Origin of the sequence: Streptomyces sp. NPDC013157 (genome assembly GCF_042899865.1) — a bacterium.
Classification (GTDB): Bacteria; Actinomycetota; Actinomycetes; order Streptomycetales; family Streptomycetaceae; genus Streptomyces.
This window is the reverse complement of sequence record NZ_JBIBAK010000003.1, coordinates 177,279-201,602: the sequence shown is the minus strand read 5'-3', so window position 1 is coordinate 201,602 and position 24,324 is coordinate 177,279. Positions and strand designations below refer to the sequence as shown.

At 69.3% G+C, this 24,324-nt stretch carries 18 protein-coding genes and 5 pseudogenes; 8 read left to right on the top strand and 15 right to left on the bottom strand.

What is annotated here, in order from left to right:
- Window positions 1-44: 44 nt before the first annotated feature.
- From ACFY6U_RS11020 to ACFY6U_RS10990, 7 genes and pseudogenes are all read right to left on the bottom strand, one after another.
- A complete protein-coding gene (locus ACFY6U_RS11020; protein ID WP_390036882.1) occupies window positions 45-2,501 on the bottom strand; it encodes an RICIN domain-containing protein in 2,457 nt (818 codons plus the stop codon).
- 82 nt (window positions 2,502-2,583) lie between these two features.
- Window positions 2,584-4,170, bottom strand: coding sequence for an arabinofuranosidase catalytic domain-containing protein (locus ACFY6U_RS11015; RefSeq protein WP_390036880.1), 1,587 nt, complete (start codon window positions 4,168-4,170; stop codon window positions 2,584-2,586).
- Window positions 4,171-5,351: 1,181 nt separating this feature from the next.
- Complete coding sequence (locus ACFY6U_RS11010) at window positions 5,352-5,642, bottom strand: hypothetical protein (protein ID WP_390036878.1); 291 nt, start codon at window positions 5,640-5,642, stop codon at window positions 5,352-5,354.
- Between the two features lie 88 nt (window positions 5,643-5,730).
- Complete coding sequence (locus tag ACFY6U_RS11005; protein ID WP_390036877.1) at window positions 5,731-6,492, bottom strand: maleylpyruvate isomerase family mycothiol-dependent enzyme; 762 nt, start codon at window positions 6,490-6,492, stop codon at window positions 5,731-5,733.
- Between the two features lie 77 nt (window positions 6,493-6,569).
- Window positions 6,570-7,085: an SDR family NAD(P)-dependent oxidoreductase gene (locus tag ACFY6U_RS11000; RefSeq protein WP_390036875.1), complete on the bottom strand. Its 516-nt coding sequence runs from the start codon at window positions 7,083-7,085 to the stop codon at window positions 6,570-6,572.
- Between the two features lie 49 nt (window positions 7,086-7,134).
- Window positions 7,135-7,356 (bottom strand): annotated as a pseudogene (locus tag ACFY6U_RS10995) (SDR family NAD(P)-dependent oxidoreductase); the annotation flags it as partial.
- 272 nt (window positions 7,357-7,628) lie between these two features.
- Window positions 7,629-9,020, bottom strand: a complete 1,392-nt coding sequence (locus ACFY6U_RS10990; RefSeq protein WP_390036873.1) for a hypothetical protein — start codon at window positions 9,018-9,020, stop codon at window positions 7,629-7,631.
- Between the two features lie 390 nt (window positions 9,021-9,410).
- Between ACFY6U_RS10990 and ACFY6U_RS10985 the strand changes: the two genes are divergently transcribed.
- Complete coding sequence (locus tag ACFY6U_RS10985) at window positions 9,411-10,802, top strand: hypothetical protein (protein ID WP_390036871.1); 1,392 nt, start codon at window positions 9,411-9,413, stop codon at window positions 10,800-10,802.
- A 20-nt stretch (window positions 10,803-10,822) separates the two neighbouring features.
- On the opposite strand, the gene ACFY6U_RS10980 is transcribed toward ACFY6U_RS10985, so the two are convergent.
- Together ACFY6U_RS10980 and ACFY6U_RS10975 are read right to left on the bottom strand one after the other, a co-directional pair.
- Entirely contained in the window at window positions 10,823-11,260 is a 438-nt protein-coding gene (locus tag ACFY6U_RS10980; RefSeq protein ID WP_390036869.1) for a DUF6273 domain-containing protein, read from the bottom strand.
- 335 nt (window positions 11,261-11,595) lie between these two features.
- Window positions 11,596-11,802, bottom strand: a complete 207-nt coding sequence (locus tag ACFY6U_RS10975; RefSeq protein ID WP_390037614.1) for an aldehyde dehydrogenase family protein — start codon at window positions 11,800-11,802, stop codon at window positions 11,596-11,598.
- Here ACFY6U_RS10975 and ACFY6U_RS10970 point away from each other — a divergent pair.
- Window positions 11,737-11,928: pseudogene (locus tag ACFY6U_RS10970) on the top strand (IS5/IS1182 family transposase); the annotation flags it as partial. The gene ACFY6U_RS10975 and the pseudogene ACFY6U_RS10970 overlap by 66 nt on opposite strands.
- Here ACFY6U_RS10970 and ACFY6U_RS10965 read toward each other — a convergent pair.
- A pseudogene (locus tag ACFY6U_RS10965) lies at window positions 11,925-12,008 on the bottom strand (IS5/IS1182 family transposase); the annotation flags it as partial. The pseudogenes ACFY6U_RS10970 and ACFY6U_RS10965 overlap by 4 nt on opposite strands.
- 106 nt (window positions 12,009-12,114) lie before the next feature.
- Window positions 12,115-13,236 (bottom strand): GlxA family transcriptional regulator, encoded by a 1,122-nt coding sequence (locus tag ACFY6U_RS10960; RefSeq protein ID WP_390036867.1) that lies wholly within the window; start codon window positions 13,234-13,236, stop codon window positions 12,115-12,117.
- Between ACFY6U_RS10960 and ACFY6U_RS10955 the strand changes: the two are divergent.
- Both ACFY6U_RS10955 and ACFY6U_RS10950 read left to right on the top strand, forming a co-directional pair.
- Window positions 13,214-14,149, top strand: a pseudogene (locus ACFY6U_RS10955) (NADP-dependent oxidoreductase); the annotation flags it as partial. The gene ACFY6U_RS10960 and the pseudogene ACFY6U_RS10955 sit on opposite strands and share 23 nt — an antisense overlap.
- Window positions 14,138-14,941 carry a nuclear transport factor 2 family protein gene (locus ACFY6U_RS10950; RefSeq protein WP_390037612.1) on the top strand — a complete coding sequence of 268 codons (804 nt, stop codon included), beginning with the start codon at window positions 14,138-14,140 and terminating at the stop codon, window positions 14,939-14,941. The pseudogene ACFY6U_RS10955 and the gene ACFY6U_RS10950, both read left to right, overlap by 12 nt.
- A gap of 22 nt (window positions 14,942-14,963) precedes the next feature.
- Here ACFY6U_RS10950 and ACFY6U_RS10945 read toward each other — a convergent pair.
- From ACFY6U_RS10945 to ACFY6U_RS10930, 4 genes and pseudogenes are all read right to left on the bottom strand, one after another.
- Window positions 14,964-15,831 (bottom strand): annotated as a pseudogene (locus ACFY6U_RS10945) (IS5 family transposase).
- Between the two features lie 231 nt (window positions 15,832-16,062).
- Window positions 16,063-16,977 (bottom strand): alpha/beta hydrolase, encoded by a 915-nt coding sequence (locus ACFY6U_RS10940; protein ID WP_390036866.1) that lies wholly within the window; start codon window positions 16,975-16,977, stop codon window positions 16,063-16,065.
- 219 nt (window positions 16,978-17,196) lie between these two features.
- Window positions 17,197-17,883 carry a TetR/AcrR family transcriptional regulator gene (locus tag ACFY6U_RS10935; RefSeq protein ID WP_390036864.1) on the bottom strand — a complete coding sequence of 229 codons (687 nt, stop codon included), beginning with the start codon at window positions 17,881-17,883 and terminating at the stop codon, window positions 17,197-17,199.
- A 47-nt stretch (window positions 17,884-17,930) separates the two neighbouring features.
- Window positions 17,931-18,686: an SDR family oxidoreductase gene (locus tag ACFY6U_RS10930; protein WP_217240709.1), complete on the bottom strand. Its 756-nt coding sequence runs from the start codon at window positions 18,684-18,686 to the stop codon at window positions 17,931-17,933.
- 751 nt (window positions 18,687-19,437) lie between these two features.
- Between ACFY6U_RS10930 and ACFY6U_RS10925 the strand changes: the two genes are divergently transcribed.
- The 4 genes from ACFY6U_RS10925 (at window position 19,438) to ACFY6U_RS10910 (ending at window position 24,320) form a co-directional block, all read left to right on the top strand.
- A complete protein-coding gene (locus ACFY6U_RS10925) occupies window positions 19,438-20,739 on the top strand; it encodes an IS256 family transposase (RefSeq protein WP_390036862.1) in 1,302 nt (433 codons plus the stop codon).
- Window positions 20,740-21,154: 415 nt separating this feature from the next.
- Window positions 21,155-21,325: a hypothetical protein gene (locus ACFY6U_RS10920; RefSeq protein ID WP_390036860.1), complete on the top strand. Its 171-nt coding sequence runs from the start codon at window positions 21,155-21,157 to the stop codon at window positions 21,323-21,325.
- 40 nt (window positions 21,326-21,365) lie between these two features.
- Entirely contained in the window at window positions 21,366-22,073 is a 708-nt protein-coding gene (locus tag ACFY6U_RS10915; RefSeq protein WP_390036858.1) for a DUF1275 family protein, read from the top strand.
- 126 nt (window positions 22,074-22,199) lie between these two features.
- On the top strand, window positions 22,200-24,320 hold the full coding sequence (locus ACFY6U_RS10910) for a glycoside hydrolase family 27 protein (protein ID WP_390036856.1): 2,121 nt from the start codon (window positions 22,200-22,202) through the stop codon (window positions 24,318-24,320).
- Window positions 24,321-24,324 lie beyond the last annotated feature (4 nt).

The following is a 24,324-nucleotide window of genomic DNA, read 5'->3' as shown; positions in this document are numbered from 1 at the left end:
AGCTGAGACACCGACCACGAGTCGGTGCCGAGAGTCGAGTCGGGTCAGCGCGGCGTGAAGTCCTGGTTGCTGCCGGCCGTGTTCTTGCAGGGCCATTGGTCAAGCTGTTGGCCGAGGTTGCCGCCGCCGCCGTAGACGTCCAGGCACAGGCCGCTGCTCTGGTTCTGGAAGGAGTACGAGCCGTCGGACTGCCGTACCGGCAGCCACAGGGCGCCGGTCGCCCCGCTCGACGCCTGCTGCACGATGTCCGGCGTCCCGGCGGCCGTGAGGCTGCCCGAAACCCCCACCACCAGGCCCGAGTTCTGCGCCTGCAGCTGCCCGTGACCTCCGGAGGCCGGCACGAACCGGAACTGCTGGTTGCCCTGCCCGTTGCACGTCCACTGGTCGATCGCGGCGCCCGCGCTGCCGGAGTTGCCGTACACGTCCAGGCACAGGCTGTCGCTGCCGATCACCAGCTGGTGGGAGCCGGTGGGGAAGCCGCCACCGCCGCCCGAGGACTGGACGCCCGCCTGTTGGATGACCTGCTGCGCGCCCTGCGGCCAACTGGTGCCGCTGACCTGGACGTTGCCGGTCAGGACGTTGTTGTGCGGCGGCCCGGTGGCCACGTACGTGTTGCCGCCGTTGTACCAGTTGCCGGAGAACGTGCTGTCGTCGGTGTGGTTGTTCGCGTTGGCGTTGGTGAGCGCCCAGTTGCCGGCGTCCTGCACCACGTTGTTCGACACCCTCAGATACCGGGAGCCCTCGTCGAGGTACAGCGCGGTGGTGCGGTGGTTGTCGTACATGTAGTTGTCGGAGATCACCGAGCCGGGGTTCGCGGACAGGTTGTAGATGCTGCCGCCGTCGAACATCGCGTTCTTGGTGTCGAAGATCAGGTTGTGGGTGACGGTGTTGTTCTTCAGCGTCGTGGGGGTGCCGTACACGGGCTGGTAGTTGTACGTGCCCCGGTTGACGTAGTCCTGGCTGCCGCCCGGGTCGTTGGCGCCCCAGCCCCAGCCGATGTCGATGCCGTCGTAGGGCAGGTGGTCGCACTGGTTGTGGGTGATGGTGGCGTTGGTGACGTAGGTGGACAGGATGGCAGCGGTCTCCTTGTAGTCGGTGCCGACCCCGCTGACCTTGTTGTTGCTGATGGTGATGTTCTGGTTGGTCATCTGCGGGTTGCCGGGGTGGTGCGCGTCCGGCTGGATCCCGCCGACCTGGATGCCGCTGCCGGCGGTGTCGGTGAACGTGTTGCCGGTGATGGTGACGCCGTTCGCGCCGAGTCCGGTGCCGGAGGCCGTGGCGACGGCGTCGTTGCCCACGCCCAGTCCGGCCTGTCCCAGTTCGGAGAACGTGTCGCCCAGGAACGTGATGCCGGTGGCGGCGGAGACCTGGACGGCCGCGGGCATCTGCGCCCAGTGGTTGCGGGTGGCCTCGAACTGTGTGCATCCCGACTTGCAGGTGCTCAGCCAGTTGGCGGGCATCGCGTAGGCGCCGGTGATGTGTGCGCCGCTCTGCTGGTCCGCGTAGCCGTCGGGTCCGCTGGGTCCGAGCCAGGAGGTTCCCGTGAACCGGATGCCGCTGAAGCCCAGACCGGCGGCCGGTGAGCCGTAGCTGCCGCTGATGCCGAGCAGGTTCTGCAGCCGGGGCAGTTCGACGTCGAGGCTGTTCGGGTTCTGCCCCGGCTGGGCCCGGTAGTACAGGTCACCGGTGGACGAGTCGAGGTACCACTGTCCGGACTGCTGCAGGAACGCGTAGTTGTTCTCCAGGTACATCGTCCCGCCGGCGAACGGCGCGTTGATGGTGTCGTAGCCCCAGGAGTTGTTGTTCCACGCGGGCTGCCGCATGGTGACGGTCCTGCCGCTGATCGACTGGACCGGCGCATAGCGGTCGGTGAAGGAGTTGAGGCTCTCGACTTCCATGTGGTTCTGGTCCGAGAGGCCGGCCAGGTAGTCGAGGGAGGAGTCGGTGACGGTCAGGCCGGTCTGGGTGAAGGTGAAGGCGGAGCGGGGCACCTGGATCGCCGCTCGCGGTGCTTCCCTGCCGTTCACGTACAGCTGGCGCGTGTTCACGCCGGGGCCTACGTGGACCGACCAGATGTTCTTCGTATGATCATGTACATGCCAATTCGCTATTTGCTGGGCGCCGGTCACGACCGGCTGCTGCCCGGACATGGCCTGGTAGGTGATGGTGTGGCCGTTCTGGCCGCCGTCGCCGGAGCCGAAGGCAAGTGGCTTGGTCAGCAGGTAGGTGCCACCGGCCAGGTGGACGACGACGTCCGAGTCGGCCGAGAGCCGGTGCGCGGGCTGCTCTGCCTGATCGATGGTGGCGAACGGCTGCTCGGCGGTGCCGTTTCCGCCGGGAGCCGCATTCGGCGCCACGTACAGGTCGGCGGACGCGGCCTGGCGTTCCACCGGAACCGCATACGCGACCCCGGCGGTGGCCGGACTGCCGGCGAGCAGGGCGAGCAGAGCTGTGGGGGCGGCCCACAGGCCGCGGAGCGCTCCGGCTCTGAGCATGGTCATCCTCCGGTGGTGGCGCGTCTGGTGGCGGGTGGCCCGTGGTCGGCGGTGTGCCCGGCCACGGGCCGGAGCCGGTCAGATCAGGTCAGTTGAGGCTCCATTGCTGGTTGGACCCGCCGTTGCACGGCCAGAGTTCCGCCAGGGCGCCGTTGGCCGTGGATGCGCCGGTGACGTCGAGGCAGAGCCCGGACTGGGTGCCGGTGACGGTGCCGTCGGCGTTCACCTGCCATTGCTGGTTGGCGCCGCCGTTGCACGGCCAGGTCACCACCTTGGTACCGGCGGACGTCTGGTTGTTGTACGCGTCCAGGCACATCTGGCTGCTGCCGCTGTACACCGTGAGTTGCCCCGAGGACGTGCGGGTCCAGGTCTGGTTGGCCCCGCCGCTGCAGTCCCAGATCTGCAGCTGCGTGCCGGCCGTGGTCGACGAGTTGGGCACGTCCAGGCACTTGCCGGCGCCGACCGCGTGCAGCGCGCCGGTGCCCGTCCCGCCGGACGAGTTGCTGTATCCGGCCGCGGTGATGTTGGCCTGGACGGCGTTCTCGGTGGCGTCCGACGGGTATCCGGAGGTCATCACACCTTCGTAGAAGGTGCCTTGGGCGCCCTTGCTGTTGTCGCCGCCGGTGCCCAGGATGATGGCCCCCTGCTTGCGCATCGGGTTGTAGCCGGCGACGTTCGGACGCGGACCGTCGTAGAAGGTGGACAGGCCACCGGACTGCGCGTTGCCGCCGCGGATCGCCCAGTGGTTCGCCCCGCCCTTGATGATGGCGGTCGTGTAGCGGTGGTTGATGGTCGGATCGCCCGCGTTGTAGCGCTGATTGACCCCGGAGAAGAGGCCGTTCTCCAGGTCGGCCATGATCCATGGACCGTTGCCGCTGCCGTAGCCCCAGACCTTGATGTTGCCGAAGTAGATGGCCTCCATGGTGCCGTTGCCGTCGTCGTTGCTGTCCGTCTCGGCGTTGCCGTAGTCGAAGCAGCAGCCGCCGTTGTAGTGCGTGCCGTCGAGGATCGCGTACATGCCCTCGGCGTTGTCCCCGGTGGCGATGCCGTTGGTGTGGTTGTTGCGGTAGCCCGTGCCGGGTGCCACGAAGACGCCGTACGCCTTGTGGCCGCCCACCGTGGTGGGTGCGGCGGTCGCGTTCGCGAGGTTGTCGGGGCCGCCCGCCGCGCCGCCGCCGGGTGCCTGGGTGAGGTTGTTCCCACGGCCCGACTGGTCGTAGATGATCGTGATCAGGCAGGTCGTCCCCGAGCAGAACGAGTCCTGGGCGGCGGCGTCGGCGTACCCGCCCGCGCTCAGGACGCCGATGTTGCGGGTGGTGTTGTCCGAGGCACGGCGGACCTGGTAGAGCGGCCCGTTGTACGAGGCGTACAGGGCTCGCGTGGTGCTGTGCGCCGCCACGCAGGGCGTCCCGCCTGTCGCATAGATGTCGCAGGGTCCGGACGTGGCGGCTCGGGCCGTGCCGGCCGTGGCGGTGGCGCCGGCCAGAGCTCCCGCGACGAGCGCGGCCGCGGCCCCCGCCCGGGCGAACGACTTCCACCGGGAGCGGGCCGGCGAAGGAACGTGCGCCTGGGACGGCGCGTTCCCGGGCCCGCCACGGTGTCGTACCGTCGCGAGTAACCGCGCGACGCCACCACGCCCGGACGACAGGTGGCGTGTTGTACGTGTGGTTCCCATCTGATCTCCCTACCGTGCCGGCGCAACCCGCTCGGGTCGTGGTGGCGGCGCTGACACATGCCGAAGCGCTTGAGCGTGCCGTGGTGCAGTGGGATTGCGGAGAGGTTTCGGGGGGAGACGGTGCTCCCGGTTTCGCGGGGCTGTCACGGGTGTGGAGCCCCCTGCTGCGAACCCTGTTGCGGAATCGATTCGACTGCTGATTCCCGCGGTGCGCAAGCTCTCTGCGTGCTCGAAAAGTTGCGGTGTGGCAGCAGCGGTACGACGGTGTGGCCGCCTGTCGCTCGGGCGATGAAGCGGTCGCGGATGTGCCCGGCGCCCTAGCCCGGATCGCTCGGCCGACCCACCATCATGCCGTTGAACAGGGGATACAGCCCGGCAGACGGGCCACCGAGCGCCGGCTGGCGGGACACCGGCCGAAGCGGTCGGACGTCGACCGTCACGTCGGCGCCGCACTCGCCGCGCGGCATGCCATCGGCCCACGCATCACCGGTCGTGACCTCCCGTCGAAGCGCTTACGTCGAACCGATTCGCTGAATTCCCCCGGTACTTCGCGAGATCTGGAATGTATGCCGCTCCGGAGGCCGGGTGCCGTTCGCGCGGACTCACGGCACGGGGGCGCTCCGCGTCCTTCACCCGCCCTGGCCCGTCACAGTGCGCAGGCCGACTGCGGGGGTGCCGCTGGGAGCAAGGGGGGCGTCGGGCACCATGCCCGGCGAGTCGTCGGGGCCGGCTGCGCCACCGTTCGCGCGGCTCACTGCGGCTGACTCATCACCCTCGCGCCGCACAGCCCAGGGCGAAGTACCTGCGAAGACTCGAAAGACGCGAACCGGCCGCCCGGTCACGGCTGTCACGACTCCGTCGACCACGTCCGCCACGCCGACGGTGCCGATGCGGGGCGCGGCCAGGCCGTCGGCAGCCGGACCGACAACTGTTTCGGTATACCTGCATATCTGATAACACGGACTCCTTTACTCGGCCGAGTACGCTGAACACTGACCTCGAAGAACGACCCGTCGCACGCCGCTCACGGACCACCCAACTTGGGGGTCAAGGCGTCGCAGGTTCACATCCTGTCGTCCCGACTGGAGGCAGTCGCAGGTCATGGCCGGTTTCGGAGCGATCCGAAACCGGCCTTTGATCATTCCCGGGGACCAGTTGGGGACCAGCGCCCTTGACCGGGGTCAGTGGGCCATGACGATCAGGCCAGGCAGGGAACGGGGCGCCCGAAGCACGCTGAAGTGCGCGGAGAGTGCTGGTCCGGCGGCGGTCGTCTTGTGTACGTCCGGCTGCAGGTAGCGCTGGGTGGTGGTCAGTGACCAGTGGACGGCGACCCTGCGCAGGACGTGCACGTGGACCGGAACCCTGCGGGCCCGTTCGCCCTTGGTGCCCTTGTCGCTCAACCCGCCGGGCGCGGGGGTGGTCCGCCGCCGCACGTCTCCCCGCCCGCGGTACTGGTCGTGGGAAGCGGCCACGAGCGCGTCGGCCAGTGCGACGAGGGTTTCCCAGTAAGGCAGGGCCGGCGCGCGTGGGTCGAGGCCGTCCGCTGGCGGTGTTGACTGGCTACTCCTCGGGCTCCCAGGCGATCAGCTGCTCGAACACCTGCTGGTCGCCCTCGATCTTCAGGTCCCTCAGCGTGAGGCGGCCCCAGACGAAGAGGAGCAGCTGCTCGGCCGTGCCCGTGGCCGAAGCGGAGGCGGGCGCGACGTCATCCGTCAGGGGTGCGGGCCAGGCGCCGGTGCCGTCCAGCGCGAGGAGCCAGGAGCGGCCCTCGGTGGCGTGGTAGTGGATGGTGGCGGCCTCGTGCGGCCAGGCCGCCGGGGTGGAGTTGCAGGTGTCGAGAAACTCGGCCACGCCGTCGATCGCGACGTCCGCCGGCATCGGCTGCACGGCGCCTGCGGCGAGCTGGGCGTCGTAGGTGTGCACCAGCACCTCGTGCACCCGGCGCCGGGCAACGCCCCAGGCATTCGCCGGCGACACGCCGGCGCCCCACCACGCCCAGCACGCGCGCTCCGGGCCGGCCTCGCGCAGCGCACTCAGCAGCAGCTCGTTCGACTCGGCGTACCAGGCCGGCAGCGCCTCGAGCTCGCGCGGCACCTCTGCGGCATCCTTGGCCGGCGGAGCCTCGGCCGGGCCCGCGGCGACGATCGCGGCCCACCAGCGCTGGCCCGTACCCAGGTGCTGCACCAGATCGAACAACGTCCACTCGGGGCAGGACGGCACCGGCGCGTCAATGCTGGGCGCGGCGGCAACCGCACTCCGGAACGCGGCCGACCGCTCGTCGATCAGTTGCAGCAGGGAGGAATACTCAAGACGCTCTGTCACATCTCGTGCCTATCACCTCAGTTCAGCCGACCGCACCCTAATTTCCAGGCCGTCAGCTGCGGGAGTCGGGTGGTCTCTCAGCTGGACTTGGCCGACCAGGACCGACTCCTCAGCAGTACGGCGTCACGGCGGCTCAACATGCCCAGTGGTGAGGCGCCGGTTGGGTCGGCGCTGCCGTAGATCCAGACCGGACCGTGGGCCAGGTGCTCCAGTGCCGCTTCCGCCACGTCGTTCGGGTCGGCGAGCTCGCCGAGGGACGCCCCATCCTTGCCTTTCAACGTCCGTCGCAGGGAAGGGGTGTCGGTGCGGCCGAGCACCAGGCCGAGGACGTGTACGCCCGCTTCGTGCCACTCCGCCCACAGACTCTCGGCCAGGAGGAGGTCGAACGCCTTCGTCGCTCCGTAGACGGACAGTGTCGCGCCGCCCGCCCAGGCCGCGCCCGACGTCACCAGGATCAGTCCGCCGTTTCCCCGCGCCGTCATGGGGGCGCCGAAGTGGTGGGCCGTCTCCATCACCGCGCTGCAGTTGCGCCGGATCAGGGAGGCGTGGGTCTCGACGTTCCAGTGCAGGAACGGGGCCGGCGTCGTCGGCACCCGCGTTGAAGACGAAGAGTCCGATCTCAAGACCGGAGGTGGCTTTGACGAGGTCCGCGGCGGCGTCCGGGACGCTGAGATCGAGTGCGACCGTGCGCACCCGGACACCGTACTTCTCGCGGATCCCGGCAGCCGACGCCTCCAGCACGGGGACGCGGCGGGCCACGAGCACGACGTCCGGGCCCCGGGCAGCGATCTTGTGCGCGAAGGCGGAACCGACGCCGTCGGATCCGCAGGCGACGACGGCCCACGGCCCGTACGGAGTGCTCATGGACGTCATCGTCATCGGGGCGGGGCCGGCCGGCCCCGTCGCGCCAATCATGGCGCGAATTCGCCGATGTCGCTCTGGAAATACGCCGGACTGCGTCATTGGGGACGGGGTCGTGTACACGGTGGCGAAACAGACGACGGGCTGGAATCGCCATCATGCGACGGTGGGCCGCCGATTGCGGGAAATCCCGCTCCGGACGGAACGGGCGGTCCGTGCCCCGGGCGATATCGAGGGGCACGGACCGCCGGCATCCTTTGCGGCGACAGCGCCTCCTACAGCGACTGCCGGAAGACCCAGTCCCGAATTCCGGGAACGGTGTACGCATAGCGCCAGGTCCCCGTGTGTTCGGCGCCGGCGTCGGCACCCGCTCCGCTGACGGTTCCCGCGAGGTAGGTGGTGTACTGCACCGGTGCCTTCTGGGCCTCGATCGCTCGGACGGCGGCGGCGTACTCGGCCTGGGTGAACTGGGCGTCCCAGCCGGCCGCGGTGGCGATCTTGGTACCTTCCGCCTCGACGACCTGCATGATGGCGTTCTCGCCGGGAAATGCCTTGGCGTCACCCTGCGAGACGTGGACCCACATCTTCTTCGAGGCCAGAGGCGTGGCCTGTGCCGCGGGCCACTGGCCGGCCACGATGTACAGGGCCGCGAACACGTCGGTGTAGCGGATGCCGAAGCCCAGCGACATCATCGCGCCCATGGACTGGCCGGTGGTGTAGCGGCGCTTGGGGTCGATGCTGTAGGCATCGGTCAGGTGCTCGACCAGGTTGATGGTGGTGTCGAACAGGGCCGTCGGGTTGTAGTCGTCCTCGACGACCACGGACGGGTACTGCGGGGCCAGGACGAAGCACTCGTGCCTGGCCTGGTCCTCGGGCGTCGCCCAGCAGACCGCGCCCAGGCCCTGGACCAGTGGTCCGAGCACGGGGGCTCCGACGACGCTGGCGTCGTGCACGAACAGCACCAGCGGGTACTTCTTGTGCGGGTTGTAGTCGCGCGGGACGAAGAGGTTGTAGGGCAGGCTCTCGCCGGTCACCGGATCGGCGAAGGTGCGCTGGACGAAGTCGTCCACCACGGGGTTGACCACTCGGTCGGTGGTCAGCGCGGTTCCGTCGGGTTCGTAACGTCGGCCGGCGGTGGTGTAGACGGTTCCGGCCTGCGTCACGGTGGCCGACGGCGTGAGGATGGTCGGGCCGCTCGCCGCCGCGCCCGCCGAAGCGCTCGCCGAAGGGGTGGCCGTCGGGGTGGCCGTCGGGGCGGGGGAGCCGGGAGGCGTGCCGCCTCCACCACCCCCACCGGTGGACCAGAGGGCGGCGCCCGAGTCGTCGGGAGACAGCTCGACGACCACGAACCGGCCGTTCTCGCCGCGCGGCGCCCGCTCGGCTGCGCGGTTGGCGTACACGTCGGTGACCGTGCGGCCGCTGACGGTGAAGGTGGACGTGGTCAGGTGACGGTCGACGACGTCGTGGCCGTACTCCAGCGCCACCGCCACGAACTTCTGCCCGTCCCCGTACACCTCGGTGATCGCGGTGACGCTCCGGACGTGGCCCGAACCGCCGGCGGCCGGCGTGTTCCGGTCGCCGGCCGCGGACGCCTGGAAGGCCGCACCGCCGACGACCGCGAGTCCCGTTCCGACGGATCCCGCGATAAATGCACGCCTGCTTGTCAAGACTGACTCCTTGCGACTCGGATGTGATGATCGGTGGCCAAGGCGTAGTCAGGGTCATGGTCCACCGCATTTCTGGCACACAACTGGCCCTGACCGATGAAAGTGCTGTGAAATACCGCTGATGAATTGCCTGTGAGATCCGTGTGATTCGCCAGGGGTGTTGATCATCGGATCTCGAATTTCCCGTCCTGCGGCCAGAAGAGTCCTCGCCGCACTGTTCACCGTCAACACGCACCGTATGAAACCTCAGTTTGCAGCCCGCGAATTGCTGCCTTCCTGAACCGATGTGATGCTTCGTCAGTGTTACGGCGCTGCTGGCGGTGTGACGTTCACCGTGCGCGGGCAGCGAAAATCACGGCGCGCGACCCACTTTTCTTGTGGAGGTTTGCAATGCTTGAGGGACAGGCCAGTGAGATCGAGGTTTCCGGCTCTGCGGTCGACGTGAGCCGCCGCACCTTCGTGGCGACGACGGCGGTCGCTGCGGCGGCGGCCGCGGCGGTCGTGGGTGTCGCCGCCCCGGCCGGGGCCGCCGACAAGGCGCCGAGCACGCTGAAAGTCGGCGCGGGCAAGGCGGCGTTCACGCCGGCTGCCTCCGTCCTTCCGCTGGACACCTTCACCTCGGTCCACGACGACCTGTACGTCCGCGTGCTGTTGGTGGAGTCCGGATCGCGCAGCTTCGCGCTGGCCGTGCTGGACCTGACCTCGATCAGCGCGGAGGCGATCGCGCTGATGCGCACGGCCATCACGGCAGCCACCGGGATCGCCTCCGCCGACATCATGGTCACGGTGACGCACTGCTTCTCCGCACCGCACGTCGCCGACAGCACCTCGTCGGCCGGAGCCGCCGCCTACGTGCAGGGGATCGCGGACGCGACCAGGACCGCGGTCGCCGCCGCCGTCAAGAACCTGCAGGACGCCCAGGTCGGTTACGGCTCCGGTTCCGCCGACGTCAACGTCAACCGCAACGTCCTCACCGCGGACGGCTACTGGCTCGGCGTCAACGAGCAGGGCGAATCGGACGACGGCGTGTACGTGGCCCGCTTCGACGACCTCGGCGGCAACCCGATCGCCGTGCTCACCAACTACAACGTGCAGTCCTGTGTCATGCAGGACTCCAAGACGGCCGACGGCAACCTGCCGATCACCGCCGACCTCGCCGGCGCGGCGATGGCCCATGTGGAGGCGCAGTACTCCGGAGCGATCGGGTTCTGGCTGGTCGGCGCCTGCGGTGACCAGTTCCCCGCCTATCGATCCAAGCGGTACACCATCGACAAGGACAAGGGGTGGACGTACGGCGTCGACCTCCAGGATGCCGGGTTCGCGCTGCTGACCGCGCAGAGCGAGCGTCTCGGCAACGAGATCGTGCGGGTCGCCCAGGCCATCACCCGCTACGAGAGCGGCAAGAACGTCTCCGTCCGCCTCCTGACCGACTCCGTCACCGCCACCCAGATGACCACGGACCGCCCCACCGGTCCGGTCGAGTCCGCGACCTACACTCCGACCACCGGCGTCGACATCCCGCTCTGGGTCTTCCAGGTGGGCAAGGGCGTCTTCGCCGGCGTGGAGCCGGAGCTGTCCACCAGCACCGCCACGGCCATTCGCAAGGCCTCCCACTTCCCCAGCACGTTCGTCATGTCGATGTTCGAGGGCGGCGCCAAGAACATGCCCGACCGCTGGAACTACGACCACTACACCTACGAGGCCCGCGACGGCTTCTACGTCGAGGGCACGGCCGAGAAGGTCGCCGCCCGCATCGAACGCCTGGTGAAGTCCCTGGGCTGAGGCTGTTCGGCACGGACGCGTCATGGGCGTGCAGAGTCGGGGACGGAACCGACGGACGAGTGGGCTCGTTCCACCAGATGCTTCAGGGCGCTGACCAGCGTCTGGTCGGAGCCGATGTAGGTCTCGTACTCCTGCTGTGACAGCAGGAAGATGTCGTCCGTCGTGTCACTCCCGGCCAGCGTCTTGTAGTCGGTGTTCGGCGAGTTGCCGATCCGGGTGCTGATCATCTGCGACTGGTCGTCGGCGCTGAAGGTGTCGTAGAACGAGCCGTTCAGGTAGGAACGGAGTTCGCTGTTCTCCCAGGTGGTGCAGAGCGCCTGGCCCGTGGTCGGGTTGTACGCGCTGTTGTACGCGGCGTCGGTGAGGTCGTCCTTGGCGACGACCAGCTCACGGTCGTCCTTCTTCGCGAACACGATCCACTCGCGTCCGCCGAAGGAGAGCGGCCGCGGGCGGGTCATACCGAGAGGCCGTCACGACGGCCTCTCCGCGGGGCACCGCCGGCTGCAGCCGGAGCACGCCGTCCGCTCCCGGACCACCGGGGACGGCGTCCTCGGGACACCCCTGTGCCCGTGGAGCGCTCAGGTGATGTTTCCGGGCGGGCCGAGACCGGCCCGACCCCGCCGTGTTCTGCGCGGGGCCGGGTGCCCGGCGCATCAGCTCCCGGACAGGAGCCAGCCGATGCGCAGTTCTTCCGCGCCCGGGCGGAACGTCCGCATGAGTTCGGCGCCGGTACGGCCCGGTCCAGGTCCGCGTCGGGCAGCACGAGCTGCGCGGACTTGCCGCCCAGCTCCCGTTACAGGGGGATGAGGTTGCGGGCGCAGGCCTCCATGACGGCGGTGCCGGTGGCGGGCGAGCCGGTGAAGCTCATCGTGCGGATGCCCGGGTGGGCGGGCAGCGCGGCGCCGGCTTCGTCGCCGTATCCGGTGACGACGTCAAGGGGTCCGTGCCGCAGCCGAAGCGGTGGAGGGTCGAGCAGACCTACGGGATCCTGACACTGCACCGGCGCCTGGTCCGCGACTACGAGCACCGCCCCTCCTCCTCCGCTTCCCGCGTCTACTGGGCGATGACCCACGTCATGACCCGACGCCTCACCGGCGCGAACGCCCCCACCTGGCGCGATGCGAAGCCGTTCATCCACGAGTTGGTCCGCTCCACCACCCACCTCTTGCCGATCTGGATCGGGGCGGGCATGCCCTTGCAGGCGATCTGGGCGTCGAAGCCGATCTCGTCGGGCAACTCACGGGTGCCTTTGCTGTCATACCCGCGACCGATACCGGTCCCCAGCATAGCCGATGGTATGACGTACATAATTTTACGGTCCAGGGCGACATGCCTGCCCGTCCCGCCGAGCATCCGCCGCGGCGGCACGGCTCGTTGCCGGTGCGCCTCGGAAGGTCCGCCGGTAGGCCAGTGGTGTGACGCCGATAGCGGCGTGCAGGTGTTCGCGCAGCGAGGTGCCGCCGGCGAAGCCGACCTGGCCGGCGATCTCGTCGACCGGCAGGTCGGTGGATTCCAGCAACTGCCGGGCCCGGTCGACGCGTTGCTGGATGAGCCAGCGTCCGGGGCTCAAGCCGACTTCTTCCTTGAAGCGGCGGGCGAAGGTGCGCTGGCTCATGTTCGACTGCTCGGCAAGGTCGCTCAGAGTCAGCGGCTTGTGCAGGTTCTGCAGCGCCCACTGCCGGGCGGCGGACGTGTCGTTCGCCGTTGCATCGGGAACCGGGTGTTCGATGTACTGCGCCTGGCCTCCGTCGCGCCACGGGGGGACGACGCAGGTGCGGGCCACACGGTTGGCGATCTCGCTGCCGTGGTCCTTGCGGACAAGGTGCAGGCAGACATCGATGCCGGCAGCGGCACCGGCCGAGGTCAGCACGTCGCCTTCGTCGACGAACAGGACGTTCGGGTCGAGTTCCACCTGCGGGTACCACTCCCGGAAGAGGCCCGTGGCGTGCCAGTGCGTGGTGGCCCGGTGCCCGTCGAGCAGCCCCGCCGCGGCCAGCACGAAGGCGCCGGTGCAGGTGGACACGATCCGGGTGCCGGGGGCCACGTACGCGAGGACTTGCGCCAGGTCGACCGGCGTTTGACGGCGGGGGTTGCCGGTGTGGAACGGTGGGATGATGACGGTGTCGGCGGTGCGCAACGCCTCCGGGCCATGATCGACGGTGATGGAGTAGTCCGCGTTGGTGCGCACCGGGCGACCGTCGATGGTGCAGGTCACGACCTCGTAGCGGCCGTCCGCGGCGCCGAAGACGCGGTGAGGAATGCCCAGGTCGAACGGGTACACCCCGTGCGAGGCGAGGACAACGACGCGGTGCACCTTGATCACGGCAGGATCCCGTCGAAAATTGGCGATCACGCCATTGTAGTGGGCCTGTGACGGCGGCCAGGCTGGGCCCATGACGGACACCGAAACCATGCGAGCCATCAGCCAGAACACCTACGGCACCCCCGACGTGCTGCAGGAGACCCTGCTGCCCAAACCGGCGCCAGGGGTGAGCGAGATCCTGGTCGCCGTCCACGCGGCCGGGGTCAACCCGACCGACTGGGGGAACCGTGCCCAGTCCGCGACCATCGCCCGGATGCCGCTGGTGCTCGGCTGGGACGTCTCCGGCGTCGTCGAGGCCGTCGGCGTGGGCGTCACGCTGTTCAAGCCCGGCGACGAGGTCTTCGGCATGCTGCCCTACCCGGGCGGAGTCGGCTCGCACGCCGAGTACGTGACCGGGCCGGCCCGCGTCTTCACGCACAAGCCCGCCGGCATCGACCACGTCCAGGCCGGTGCGCTGCCGCTGGCCGCGCTGACCGCCTACCAGGCACTGGTCGACACCGCCGGGGTCCGGGCCGGGCAGCGAGTCCTGATCCACGCGGCGGCCGGCGGCGTCGGTCACCTCGCCGTGCAGATCGCCAAGGACCGCGGCGCGTACGTGATCGGCACCGCCAGCGCCGCCAAACACGACTTCCTGCGATCCCTCGGTGCCGACGAGGTCATCGACTACCACAGCGTCGACTTCACCGAGGTGCTCAGCGACATCGACGTGGTCCTCGACCCGATCTCCCGTGACTCCGCCGCCCGCGCCCGATCCGTGGCCGTGCTGCGCCCGGGCGGCACCCTCGTCTCGATCCTTCCGGTACCCGTCGACGCCGGCGAACTGGCGGCGATCGCCGAGCGGGGGATCCGCTACGAGTCGCTGCTGGTCGAGGCCGACCACGCCGGCATGCAGGCCATCGCCGCCCTCGTCGAGACCGGCGCACTGCGCGCCCACATCGAGGCCACCTTCCCGCTCGCCGAGGCCGCGAAGGCGCACACGCTCGGCGAGACCGGCCGCACCACCGGCAAGATCGTGCTGACCGTCCGAGACAGCAAGGCGCAACTTGCCAAGCAACTACTGGAGGACGTGTTCGTCCGCGGTGACACGGCCATCGTCGATCGGGTCGTGCGGCCCGATTCTTACATCCAGCACAACCCCCTGGCGCCCGACGGAGCCGACGCCCTCAAGTACTTCAGCGCCGGCATGCGACAGCAGTTTCCGCAGGCCGCCTTCGAGCCACGACGGATCATCACCGAAGGTGATCTGGTGCTGCTGCACTCCCGCTACGTCATGGTGCCGGGCACCGAGGGTCTGGCCGTGTTCGACCTGTTCCGCTTCCAGGACGGCAAGATCGCCGAGCACTGGGACGTCATTCAGGAAGTGCCCGCCACCACGGCCAGCGGCAACGACATGTTCGCCACGCTCAGCGAGCCGCGGACCGACGCGGTCGGGCAGCGCTGGTTCACCGCCTACCACAAGGAACTGGTCACCGCGTTCGTCGACCAGCTGCTGGTCCGCAAGGACCTGACCGCCATCGACGCCTACGTCGGCGCCGACTACCACGAACACAGCCCGAACCTCTCCGACGGCGCGGCCGGCCTCAAGGCCGACCTGGGCAGCTACTTCGACAAGTTCCCGCAGTCGAGTGTCACACCGAAACGCGTCATCGCCGAAGGCGACCTGGTCGCCGTGCACAGCCACTACGTCGACACGCCGGGCGAGCGTGGCCGGTCGGTCATCGACCTCTTCCGGGTCCGCGATGCCAGGATCGTCGAGCACTGGAGCTCCGAACAGGCCGTGCCCGAGACCGCCGCCAACGACAACACGATGTTCTGAGAGGTCGTTTTCTCCCGGTGTTTCATCCTGGAATAGGTGATTGATTGGTATTTGCCGGGTCGCGCCAGGAGACGGTGCTCTCGCCGGAGACGTCGGGTCATCAGGTCCGTCATGGCCAGGTGGATCATGGCTTCGGAGCGGGCTGCGAGGGTTTCGTAGTCGCGGGCCAGGCGGCGGTGGAGCATCAGCCAGCCGTAGGTCCGCTCGACGGCCCACCGCTTCGGGATCGGGGTGAATCCCCTGGTCCCGGGGGTGCGGGCGGTGATTTCCATGTCGATGCCGAGGGTGGCGGCGTGCTCGACGAGGTGCTGGCGGTAGCCGCCGTCGACCCAGACCTTGCGGATGCCGGGATGCCCGGCGCAGACCTGGTCGAGGAGTTGGGTGCCGGCCACGGAGTCCTGCACGCTGGCCGCGGTGACCAGTACCGCGATCAGGAGGCCGATCGTGTCGGTCACGATGCTCCATTTGCGGCCCACGATCTTCTTGGCGTTGTCCGTGCCATGGCTCGTGGCGGGGACGCTGGTGGAGGCCTTGACGCTCTGCGCGTCGATCACGCACGCCGACGGCTCCGCGTTGCGGCCCTCCTGCTGTCGCACCAACTCCCGCAGCAGGCCGTTGAGCTGGGCAAAGATGCCGTCGGACTGCCACTTGGCGAAGTAGCCGTAGACCGTGTTCCAGTTCGGGAAGTCGTGCGGCAGGTAGCGCCACTGCACCCCGGTGCGGTCCACGTACAAGATCGCGTTCATGATCTCGCGCAGGTCGTGCTCGGGCGGCCGGCCAAATCCCAGGGCCCGGCCGTGGCGCTCGTAGCGCCACGCGGACAGCACTGGCTCGATCAATTCCCAGCGGGCATCGGACAGATCACTCGGATATGCGCGACGGTCGGTCATGACATGGAGGTATCGCCGGTCGGGGGCGTGCGCCCAGGCGTGCGTTCTGCCGCGCTGAAGCACGGAACAGATCCAGGCGTCCTGGGATGAGACAGGCGCAAGCCGACTCCCGCCCCTGACGCCACACCATCCGTCCCGACAAGCACGACCGACCCGACCGCCTCACCCGCACCAATACATCACCGGGTGCAATAGTGAAAATACCGACGCACTACAGGTGAAAACGACCTCTCAGTTGACAGGTTGGGGCCGGTCGGCACTCAGGTGGGCGGTGAGGAAGGCTGCGGCGCGGTCCAGCGCGGCATCGGCCTCGTCGAGACGGCCGTACTGGAGCTGGAAGACATGAGGGAGGCCAGGCCCGACCTCGAGCGTGACCTCGACGTCGTCGGCGCCCGCACGGGCGGCCAGCCGGACCGCGTCGTCGAGCAGCACCTCGTTCGCCCCTACCTGCACGAGCAGCGGAGGCAGCCCGGTGAGGTCGGCGAACAACGGGCTGGCCAGGGGATGCGCCCGGTCGCCTGCACCGACGTAGAGATCGGCGAAGGCGCGCAGGTCGGCCTCGATGAAGAGGGGGTCGGCGTCCTGCTTGGAACGCATACTCTCGCCGGCGAGGGTGAGGTCGACCCACGGGGAGAAGACGACCACGGCCGCTGGTTGCGGCAGCCCGGCGTGCCGGGCTGCGAGGAGCGTGGCGATGCTCAGGCCGCCGCCGGCGGAGTCACCGGCGATGACGAGGTCGCGTGGGTCGATGCCCGCGTCCAGCAGCTCGCGATACGCTGCGAGCGCGTCGTCGACGGCCGCCGGGAAGGGATGTTCGGGAGCCAGCCGGTAATCCACCGACAGCGCTCGCAGGCCGAGGCGGCGGGCCAGTTCACCGACCAGCCCTTCGTGGGTGTCCGGTGAGCCGACGACGTAGCCGCCACCGTGCAGGTAGAGCAGCCGGCCCCGACCGGAGACTTCGGCCGGCTCCAGTTCCAGGGCCGGCCGCCCACCCAGAACGGTTCTGCGGGTGACCACGCCCGCCGGAGCGGGCCGGGTGAGAGCTGCGCTGAATCCGCTGCGTTGTTCCGCCACCGTGGGGGGCGTCTCGCTGCGGGGGGCGGAACGGAGCATGGCGTCCAGGGCGTCGCGCTGGGATCTGGACATGGGAAACCTCTATCGGTCAGAAGGACAGCACCGTCGCGGCGGGGCCGGCATCGGCCCCGGTTTCGCACGTGCTGGAGGATTGCGTCGATCACTTGCCGGTGCTCACGCCATCGGGCGCAAGGCCGGGGTGTACGCCGGCAGTACCGGGAGGGCGCGTGCACCTGTCCCGGCAGGGGGACGTATCGGCGTTCTGGCAGAGTGAAGTGGTGGTCCGGGGTATCAGGATCCGGTGCTGTAGCGCTTGAGCATGAGGGCGACGGCTTCGTCCACGATCGCGGGATCAGTGGGGCTGGGCGGGACGAAGTCGGTCCGTACCAGTTGAGGCCACAGCAACTGGGCGCAGATCATGCCGAGGAACTGCTCGGCCACTGCGGATGCCGACTGTCGCTGTCCGTCGGCCGAACGGAAGTCCAGTGTGCCGGCCTGTGCTTCGGCGTCCAGGTAGTCGCGGAGCCGGTCGAAGAAGGGGCCGCGGTCGATGGCGAAGCCGGTGCCGACGATGTCGGCGAGTTCCGGCATCTGGGGAAGTTCGGTGATGATCAGGCGGCACAGCGCCGCCGTGCCGGGCCGCGCGACCAGGCAGGCGTAGTCGCGGCCGATGTGGTCCAGACCGAACCGGGGATCACCGGGCGGGGGCGGTGCGGCGTACTCCACATCCAGCTGCCATTGCTCGGAGGTGACGGCCGCGAACAGTGCGGCCTTGGAGGGGTACCGCTTGAAGAGGGTGCCGGTGGAGACGCGGGCCTGCTTGGCGATCTGGGCGAGGGAGGTCTTGTCGTATCCCCGGGCGAGGAAGAGATCGCGGGCGGCGCGGATGATGCGCGCCCGGTTCTCCTCTTTGATCTGCGCGTGGTACCCGGCCTGGCACGTGTCGCCACGGGTTTCCGCTCGGTCCTCCACCGACATTCCTCTACCCCTCGCCCCTCGCCCGTCTTCCGGCCGTGTCCTTGCTGTCAGAGGACGGTCGAACCTCCGTCCAGGATAAGGTCCTGGCCCACCGCGAAGGCGGAGGCGTCGGAGGCCAGGTAGACGACGGCTTCCGCGACCTCCTCGGGCAGACCCATGCGGCCCAGCGGGATGCCGGCGCTGATCCCCTCCAGGACCGCCGCCTGCACCGCGGGGTCCTCGATCCCGAGCTTGGAGTAGAGCGGGGTGTCCACCGGGCCGGGGCTGACCGCGTTGAACCGGATGCCGTGCGACTTGAGCAGGTCCGCGTTCCACGACCGCATCAGGGAGGAGACAGCCGCCTTCGTCGCGGCGTAGGCGTTCGCCTGCCCGTAGCCGCCGTGCACGCTGGCGGACGCGTTGAGGATCACCGAGGACGGGTTGGCCAGCACCGGCACCAGGGCCTGCGTGAGGAAGAAGACGCTCTTGACGTTGATGTCGAACAGCCGGTCGTAGCTGTCCACCGTGTGGTCCTCGAACGACCGCCAGTCCGACACGCCGGCGTTCAGGAACACCACGTCCAGACCCCCGAAGTGCTCACCCACCTGCTTGGCCAGGTCCCGCTGGGCGTCGAGATCGCGTGCGTCGGCCTGCACGACGGGCACCTTGTCCCCGAGGATCTCCCGCGCCTTCTCGATGCTGGCCGGGGTGACGCCGGTGACCAGCACGTCGGCGCCCTCCGCGATGAAACGCTGGGCGGTCGCCAGGCCGATGCCGCTCGTACCGCCGGTGATGAGGGCGCGCTTGCCCGCAAGACGAGTCATGTTCATGGTTCCTTGCCGAGAAGTGAGGTAAGTCGATGGACTTACCATTTGAAGGTAGCCCTCGCGCCGCCCTCGTGGCAAGTCGATCCACTTACCTTTGATTCCTGGAGTGGTCCGACAATGCCGGAGAGGCCGGCACGAAGGCCATGTCGCTGCCGTCCGCCAGGGGCGGGCGATGGGTGGCCTTCCCGGGGTGCGGCTCTTCTGCAGTGAGCTGGTGATGCAGTGCGCCGTTCTTGGAGGCGGTGATGGTTTCGTGGTTGGAGGAGCTCAATCGGCGGAAGACCGCCGCGCGGGGGAGATTGCCGAACGCCGGACACGATCGAGGCATTGACCGCGTCCTACTGACCGGGAGAAGCTGTTGCCCCGGCTGGAGATCACTCTGGGGTCCTGCACGCCGAACGCTTCGCCTGGGCCCTGACCACCCGCATCACCGGCTCGGCCATCCTCGCCCTGCCGACGATCGGTGCTGTCGACCAGTTCATCGACAGCACCGACGTCCTCAGCCGCCTGGAACTGAGACACGCGGCCACCTGCGCAACGGTCAGCCCTCCTCCTGAAAGCTCCGCCTTCAGGGAACAGAGGAAGAGCGCGAAACCGCCTCAGCGGGCCTGGTTCAGTGCCCGGGTCAGTTCCCGGTTAGCCGCCCGCGCGGCATCAAGTTCCTCGGTCGGGACTGTCCTGAATTTCGTGTAAGCCCTGGTGTGACCCGTCTGGCATGAGGTGCTCCCTCTGTCGGGAAGGATCCACCATGGCGATCAAGGACGATGGCCCGCGCGAGAGCGTCGCGGACAGCGTGAGAACGGGTGCGGAGTTGGCGCGAGCGGCGCAGCTGGACCGGGACCTGGCCGAGCAGTTGATCGAGCGGGCCCGCCGGGAGGGGGTGAACCTGGTCGGTGAGGGCGGGCTGCTGTCCGGGCTGGTGAAGCTGGTCCTCGAGGGAGCTTTGGAGGCGGAGCTGACCGAGCACCTGGGCTATGAGAAGGGCGACAAAGCCGGTGCCGGCTCGGGCAACTCCCGCAACGGGACGTCGAGGAAGCGGGTGCTGGCCGAGGTCGGGTCGGTGGACATCGAGGTGCCCAGGGACCGGGCCGGCTCCTTCGTTCCGCAGGTGGTGCCCAAGCACTCCCGCCGTATCAAAGGCTTCGACCAGTCGATCCTGTCTCTGTACGCCAAGGGCCTGACCACCGGTGAGATCCAGGCCCATCTGGCGGAGATCTACGACGTGGAGGTCTCCCGGGACCTGATCTCTCGAGCCACTGACAAGGTTGCGGGCGAGCCGGACGCCTGGCGTAACCGGCCGCTGGACCGCACCTATGCCGTCGTCATGATCGACGCGATCGTCATCAAGATCCGGGATGGGGCAGTGGCCAACCGGCCCGTGTACGTTGCCATCGGTATCAACCTTCAGGGCGAACGCGACGTGCTGGGCATGTGGGTGGGCAGCGGCGGCGAGGGAGCCAAAGCCTGGATGACCTGGCTGGCGGAGCTGAAGAACCGTGGCGTGCAGGACGTGCTGATCGCCTGCTGCGACGGCCTGAAGGGTCTGCCCGACTCGATCCAGAACATCCGGCCGCTGGCGGACGTGCAGCTGTGCGTGGTCCACATGGTCCGCCACAGCCTCAAGTACGCCTCCACCAAGCACTGGTCGCTGATCGCGAAGGAGCTGCGGTACGTCTACACCGCGCCGACCGCGGATGCGGCCGAGGCTCGCTTCGCGGACTTCGAGGACACCTGGGGCGCGAAGTATCCGGCGCTGACCGCCACCTGGCGCAGGTCCTGGGAGCACTTCGTGATGTTCCTCAGGTTCCCGCCGGAGATCCGCAAGATCGTCTACACGACCAACATGATCGAGTCCCTCAACTCCCGCTTCCGGCAGGCCACCCGCCGTCGCGGCCACTTCCCCGACGAGCAGTCCGCCCTGAAGGTGCTCTACCTCGTCATCCGTGACCGCCAGCCCAACAGACCCCACATCACTGGTCAGACCCGCAACTGGAAAGAAGCCATCAACACCCTCGCCGGCTACTACGGCGACCGCATCACCGACTACTGACCCGAACCATCACACCGGGCTTACACAAAGAAAAAGACACTCCCTCTCTGCCCGACCCCGAGTCAGGCGTACCTCCCTCAGAAAGCGATCCGCCTCCGGCATGACCTCCAGCTCGTCGTCCATCACAGTCCAGTACCGGGTACCCGACGGCATCAGGACAAGAAATGTTCCGTACATTCGTTCCCATGCTCCGTATGTCGATCGCAACGATCCGCTACAAGAGCCACACACCCCGAGAACCGTCGTAATACACCAAACGACAGCAACAGGCGCAATATCACACCACAGTCCTCAAAACCCCAGAGAACCGCCCCTGGACGCCCATGTCGTCGAGTTCCGGGCCCCCGCCGCGGGGGTCCCGGGCCGGCTGTCGTGGACGGCGAAGCAGGACGGCGGGCCCGCGGAGCGGCTGGACGTGCTGCACGCCTGGCTGGTGGAGGACCTGCCGGGCGGCCGGGTGCGCATCCTCACCCAGGAGACCCGGATCGGCGAACCGGCCGCGGCCCTGGCGAACGAGCGCCCGAACTCCATGCTCAACGGCCACCAGGCCCGGCTGGACGGCCTGGTCCGCGCCGCCTCCGCGTAGCCGGAGATCGAACTCTCACCCGGCGTTACGCTCGGGAACTGTGAGTGATGAGCCGCGCAAGCAAGCGACAGAGACCCCCGGGCGGCCGCCGGCGGAACCGGGGACCGCGCTGCGCGTCGCCGTCGTGCTTCTGGTGGCGGCCTCGGGGGCGGTGGAGACCATCTCCTTCACCGCGTTGGACCATGTCTTCGCCGGAGTCATGACGAGCAACCTGGCCCTGCTCGGCATGGCGGTCGGCCGCGCCCAGGCCACGGGCGTGACCGCGGCGGTGCTGGCGCTGGCGGGGTTCGGGCTGGGTGCGGCCGTCACCGCCCGGTTCGCCCGAGGGTACGAAGGCACCGCCAGGCACTGGCCGCGGCCGGTGGTGCTCTGTCTCGCCGGCGAGGCACTCCTGCTGGCCGCGGGCGCGGTGGTCTGGGCCGTCCTGGGCGGAGCGCCGGGGCGGACGGCCCGGGACGTCCTGCAGTTCGGGGCCGCGCTGACGATGGGCATCCAATCGGGAGCCATGGTCGCGGCCGGCCGGGCCGCGGCGCCGACCACCTACCTGACCGGCACCCTGGCCACCTTCATCGTCAAGGGAGTGGGGGCGGGGCGCCCGAACCGCTGGGTGCCCGTCCGGCTGGCAGGCCTGTTCGCGGGCGCGGCGGCCTGCATGGCGGTACTGCGGACGGCACCGGGCTGGGCCGGTGTGCTCCCGCCGGTACTCGTGGTGTGCGCTCTCCTCGCCGCAGCCTCATCCGGCTTCTAGTAAATTAGTAATTAATCTTGACACCGTTTCGGCCACGGGCCACAGTCGTCGCCGTGACGTCGTGGCCCGCTCCGGCAGCGCGGCCCGCGTCTCGTTCTCCTGCTTCCCAACCCCCGGGAGACACAGATGACTTCGCACCCGCCCGCAGCCGGACCCCGGCACCAACGGCTCACCCGGCCCGCCCTCGCGGCCGCCGTCGCGGTGCTCCTGGCCGCCACCGCGACCCCCGCCGCCGTCGCGCAGACGGCAGTCGACCAGGGCGCGCCCGCCGCCTACGACAGCGGCCTCGCACCCACGCCCTACATGGGCTGGAACACCTACTACGGGCTCGGCGCGCCCACCGAGAAGGAGGTGCGCTCCGTCGCCGACAGGCTGGTCAGCAGCGGTCTGCGGGACGCCGGCTACGACATCGTCTGGCTGGACGGCGGCTGGCAGGCCGACAACCCCCGGGACGCCCAGGGCCGGTTGACGGCCAACCCGGACCGCTTCCCCTCCGGTATCCCGGCCCTCGTCTCCTACCTGCACAAACGCGGACTCCGGGCCGGCATCTACACCGACGCCGGTACCTACGACGGCGGCCGGAGCTGCGGTCTCGGCAGCCGTGGGTACTACGACCAGGACGCACGGCAGTTCGCGAGCTGGAAGATCGACGCGATCAAGGCCGACTTCCTGTGCGGGATCGGCGCGAAACTCGATCCGGGTCCCGCCTACAAGGAGTTCAGCGACGCGGTCGCCAAGTCCGGCCGCAGGATGCTGCTCAACCTCTGCAACCCGCTCACCGACGACTGGGGCCTGCCGCACACCCCCGAGCAGGACGCCCACAACACCTATGTCTACGCCCCGGCGATCGCCGACTCCTGGCGCACCGGCACCGACATCGCCTGGGGCACCCCCAGCCCCGGCGAGTGGCCGAACATCCTGCGCAACATGGACGCCAACGCCTGGCACCCCGAGGCACAGGGCCCCGGCCACTACGACGACCCCGACTACCTCATCCCCATGCGGAAGATGACCGACGGGACGTACGAGCTCACCCAGGAGGAGTCCACCACGCAGTTCGTGATGTGGGCCGAGATGGGCTCGCCGCTGATGCTGGGCTCCGATCCGCGGACGCTGTCCGACTCGATGCTCGCCACGCTCCGCAACCCCGAGATCATCGCCGTCGACCAGGACCCCCTCGCGGTCCAGGGCGTACGGGTGGCGACCGACCCGGTCGGCGACGTCTACAGCAAGGTCCTGCAAGGGCACGGGCAGCGCGCGGTCGTCCTGCTCAACCGCTCGGACCAACCGGCCGAGCGCACCGTGCAGTTCGCCGACACCGGTCTCGGCGGCCCGGTCCAGGTCCGTGACCTGCGCGCGCGTGCCGACCGGGGCACGCACACCGGGTCGTACACCGTCGAGGTCCCCGCGCACGGTACCGCCTTCCTCAAGCTGACCGGCGCCGACGCGCTTCCGGGGACGGACCTGGGCGTGACGGCCACCGCGAGCCCGGCCGTGGCGGGCGACGGCTCCACGTTCTTCCGGGGGCCGCACGGCTCGCTCGTCCAGAACACCGGCGGGCGGACGCGGGACCTCGGCGGTCCCGCGCGGGGCGAGATCCTCGGCCAGCCCGCCGCGTACGCCTCCGCCGACGGCCGGGTCGACGTCTTCGTGCGCGGCGCCGACTCGCAGGCGTACCGGCGGGTCTACGCCGACGGCCGTTGGGGTCAATGGCAGTCCCTCGGCGGGCAGCTGACCGACGCGCCGTCCGTCGCCTTCACCGATCCCGCCCACTGGACGCTGTTCGCGCGCGGCGCCGACGGCACGGTCGTACAGCGCGGTCCGGCGTCCGGCTGGTCGTCGCTCGGCGAACCCGGGGGCCGGACGGTGTACGGCCGTCCGTCCGCCGTCGTCGACGCCCAGGGACGCGTCCACGTCGCCGTACGCACCGCCGCGGACGACGTGTGGACGCGGACCCGGGACACGTCGGGGGAGTGGTCCGACTGGACCTCGCTCGGCGGGACCGTCAGCGGCAGCCCGACGCTGGTCGCCGTCGGCGACGCGGTGCTGCTGTACGCACGGGCCGCCGACTACACGCTCTGGCAGCAGCGGTACGCCGACGGTGCCTGGCAGGGCTGGAGCAAGCGGCAGGAGTTCCCGAGCGCCGCGTTCGACGGCGCGCTCGGCGCGGTCGACGGCCCGGACGGAGCCGTGGACGCGGCCTTCCGCGGCGTCGACGGCCACGTGTACCGGACCCGATTCAAGTGAACGA

Excerpts from the sequence above, each read along its gene's own strand:
- ACFY6U_RS11020 (WP_390036882.1), bottom strand. The coding sequence starts at position 2,501 with ATGACCATGCTCAGAGCCGGAGCGCTCCGCGGCCTGTGGGCCGCCCCC.
- ACFY6U_RS11015 (WP_390036880.1), bottom strand. The coding sequence starts at position 4,170 with ATGGGAACCACACGTACAACACGCCACCTGTCGTCCGGGCGTGGTGGC.
- ACFY6U_RS10985 (WP_390036871.1), top strand. The coding sequence starts at position 9,411 with ATGCTTGAGGGACAGGCCAGTGAGATCGAGGTTTCCGGCTCTGCGGTC.
- ACFY6U_RS10980 (WP_390036869.1), bottom strand. The coding sequence starts at position 11,260 with ATGACCCGCCCGCGGCCGCTCTCCTTCGGCGGACGCGAGTGGATCGTG.
- ACFY6U_RS10940 (WP_390036866.1), bottom strand. The coding sequence starts at position 16,977 with ATGTCCAGATCCCAGCGCGACGCCCTGGACGCCATGCTCCGTTCCGCC.
- ACFY6U_RS10935 (WP_390036864.1), bottom strand. The coding sequence starts at position 17,883 with ATGTCGGTGGAGGACCGAGCGGAAACCCGTGGCGACACGTGCCAGGCC.
- ACFY6U_RS10930 (WP_217240709.1), bottom strand. The coding sequence starts at position 18,686 with ATGACTCGTCTTGCGGGCAAGCGCGCCCTCATCACCGGCGGTACGAGC.
- ACFY6U_RS10925 (WP_390036862.1), top strand. The coding sequence starts at position 19,438 with ATGGCGATCAAGGACGATGGCCCGCGCGAGAGCGTCGCGGACAGCGTG.
- ACFY6U_RS10910 (WP_390036856.1), top strand. The coding sequence starts at position 22,200 with ATGACTTCGCACCCGCCCGCAGCCGGACCCCGGCACCAACGGCTCACC.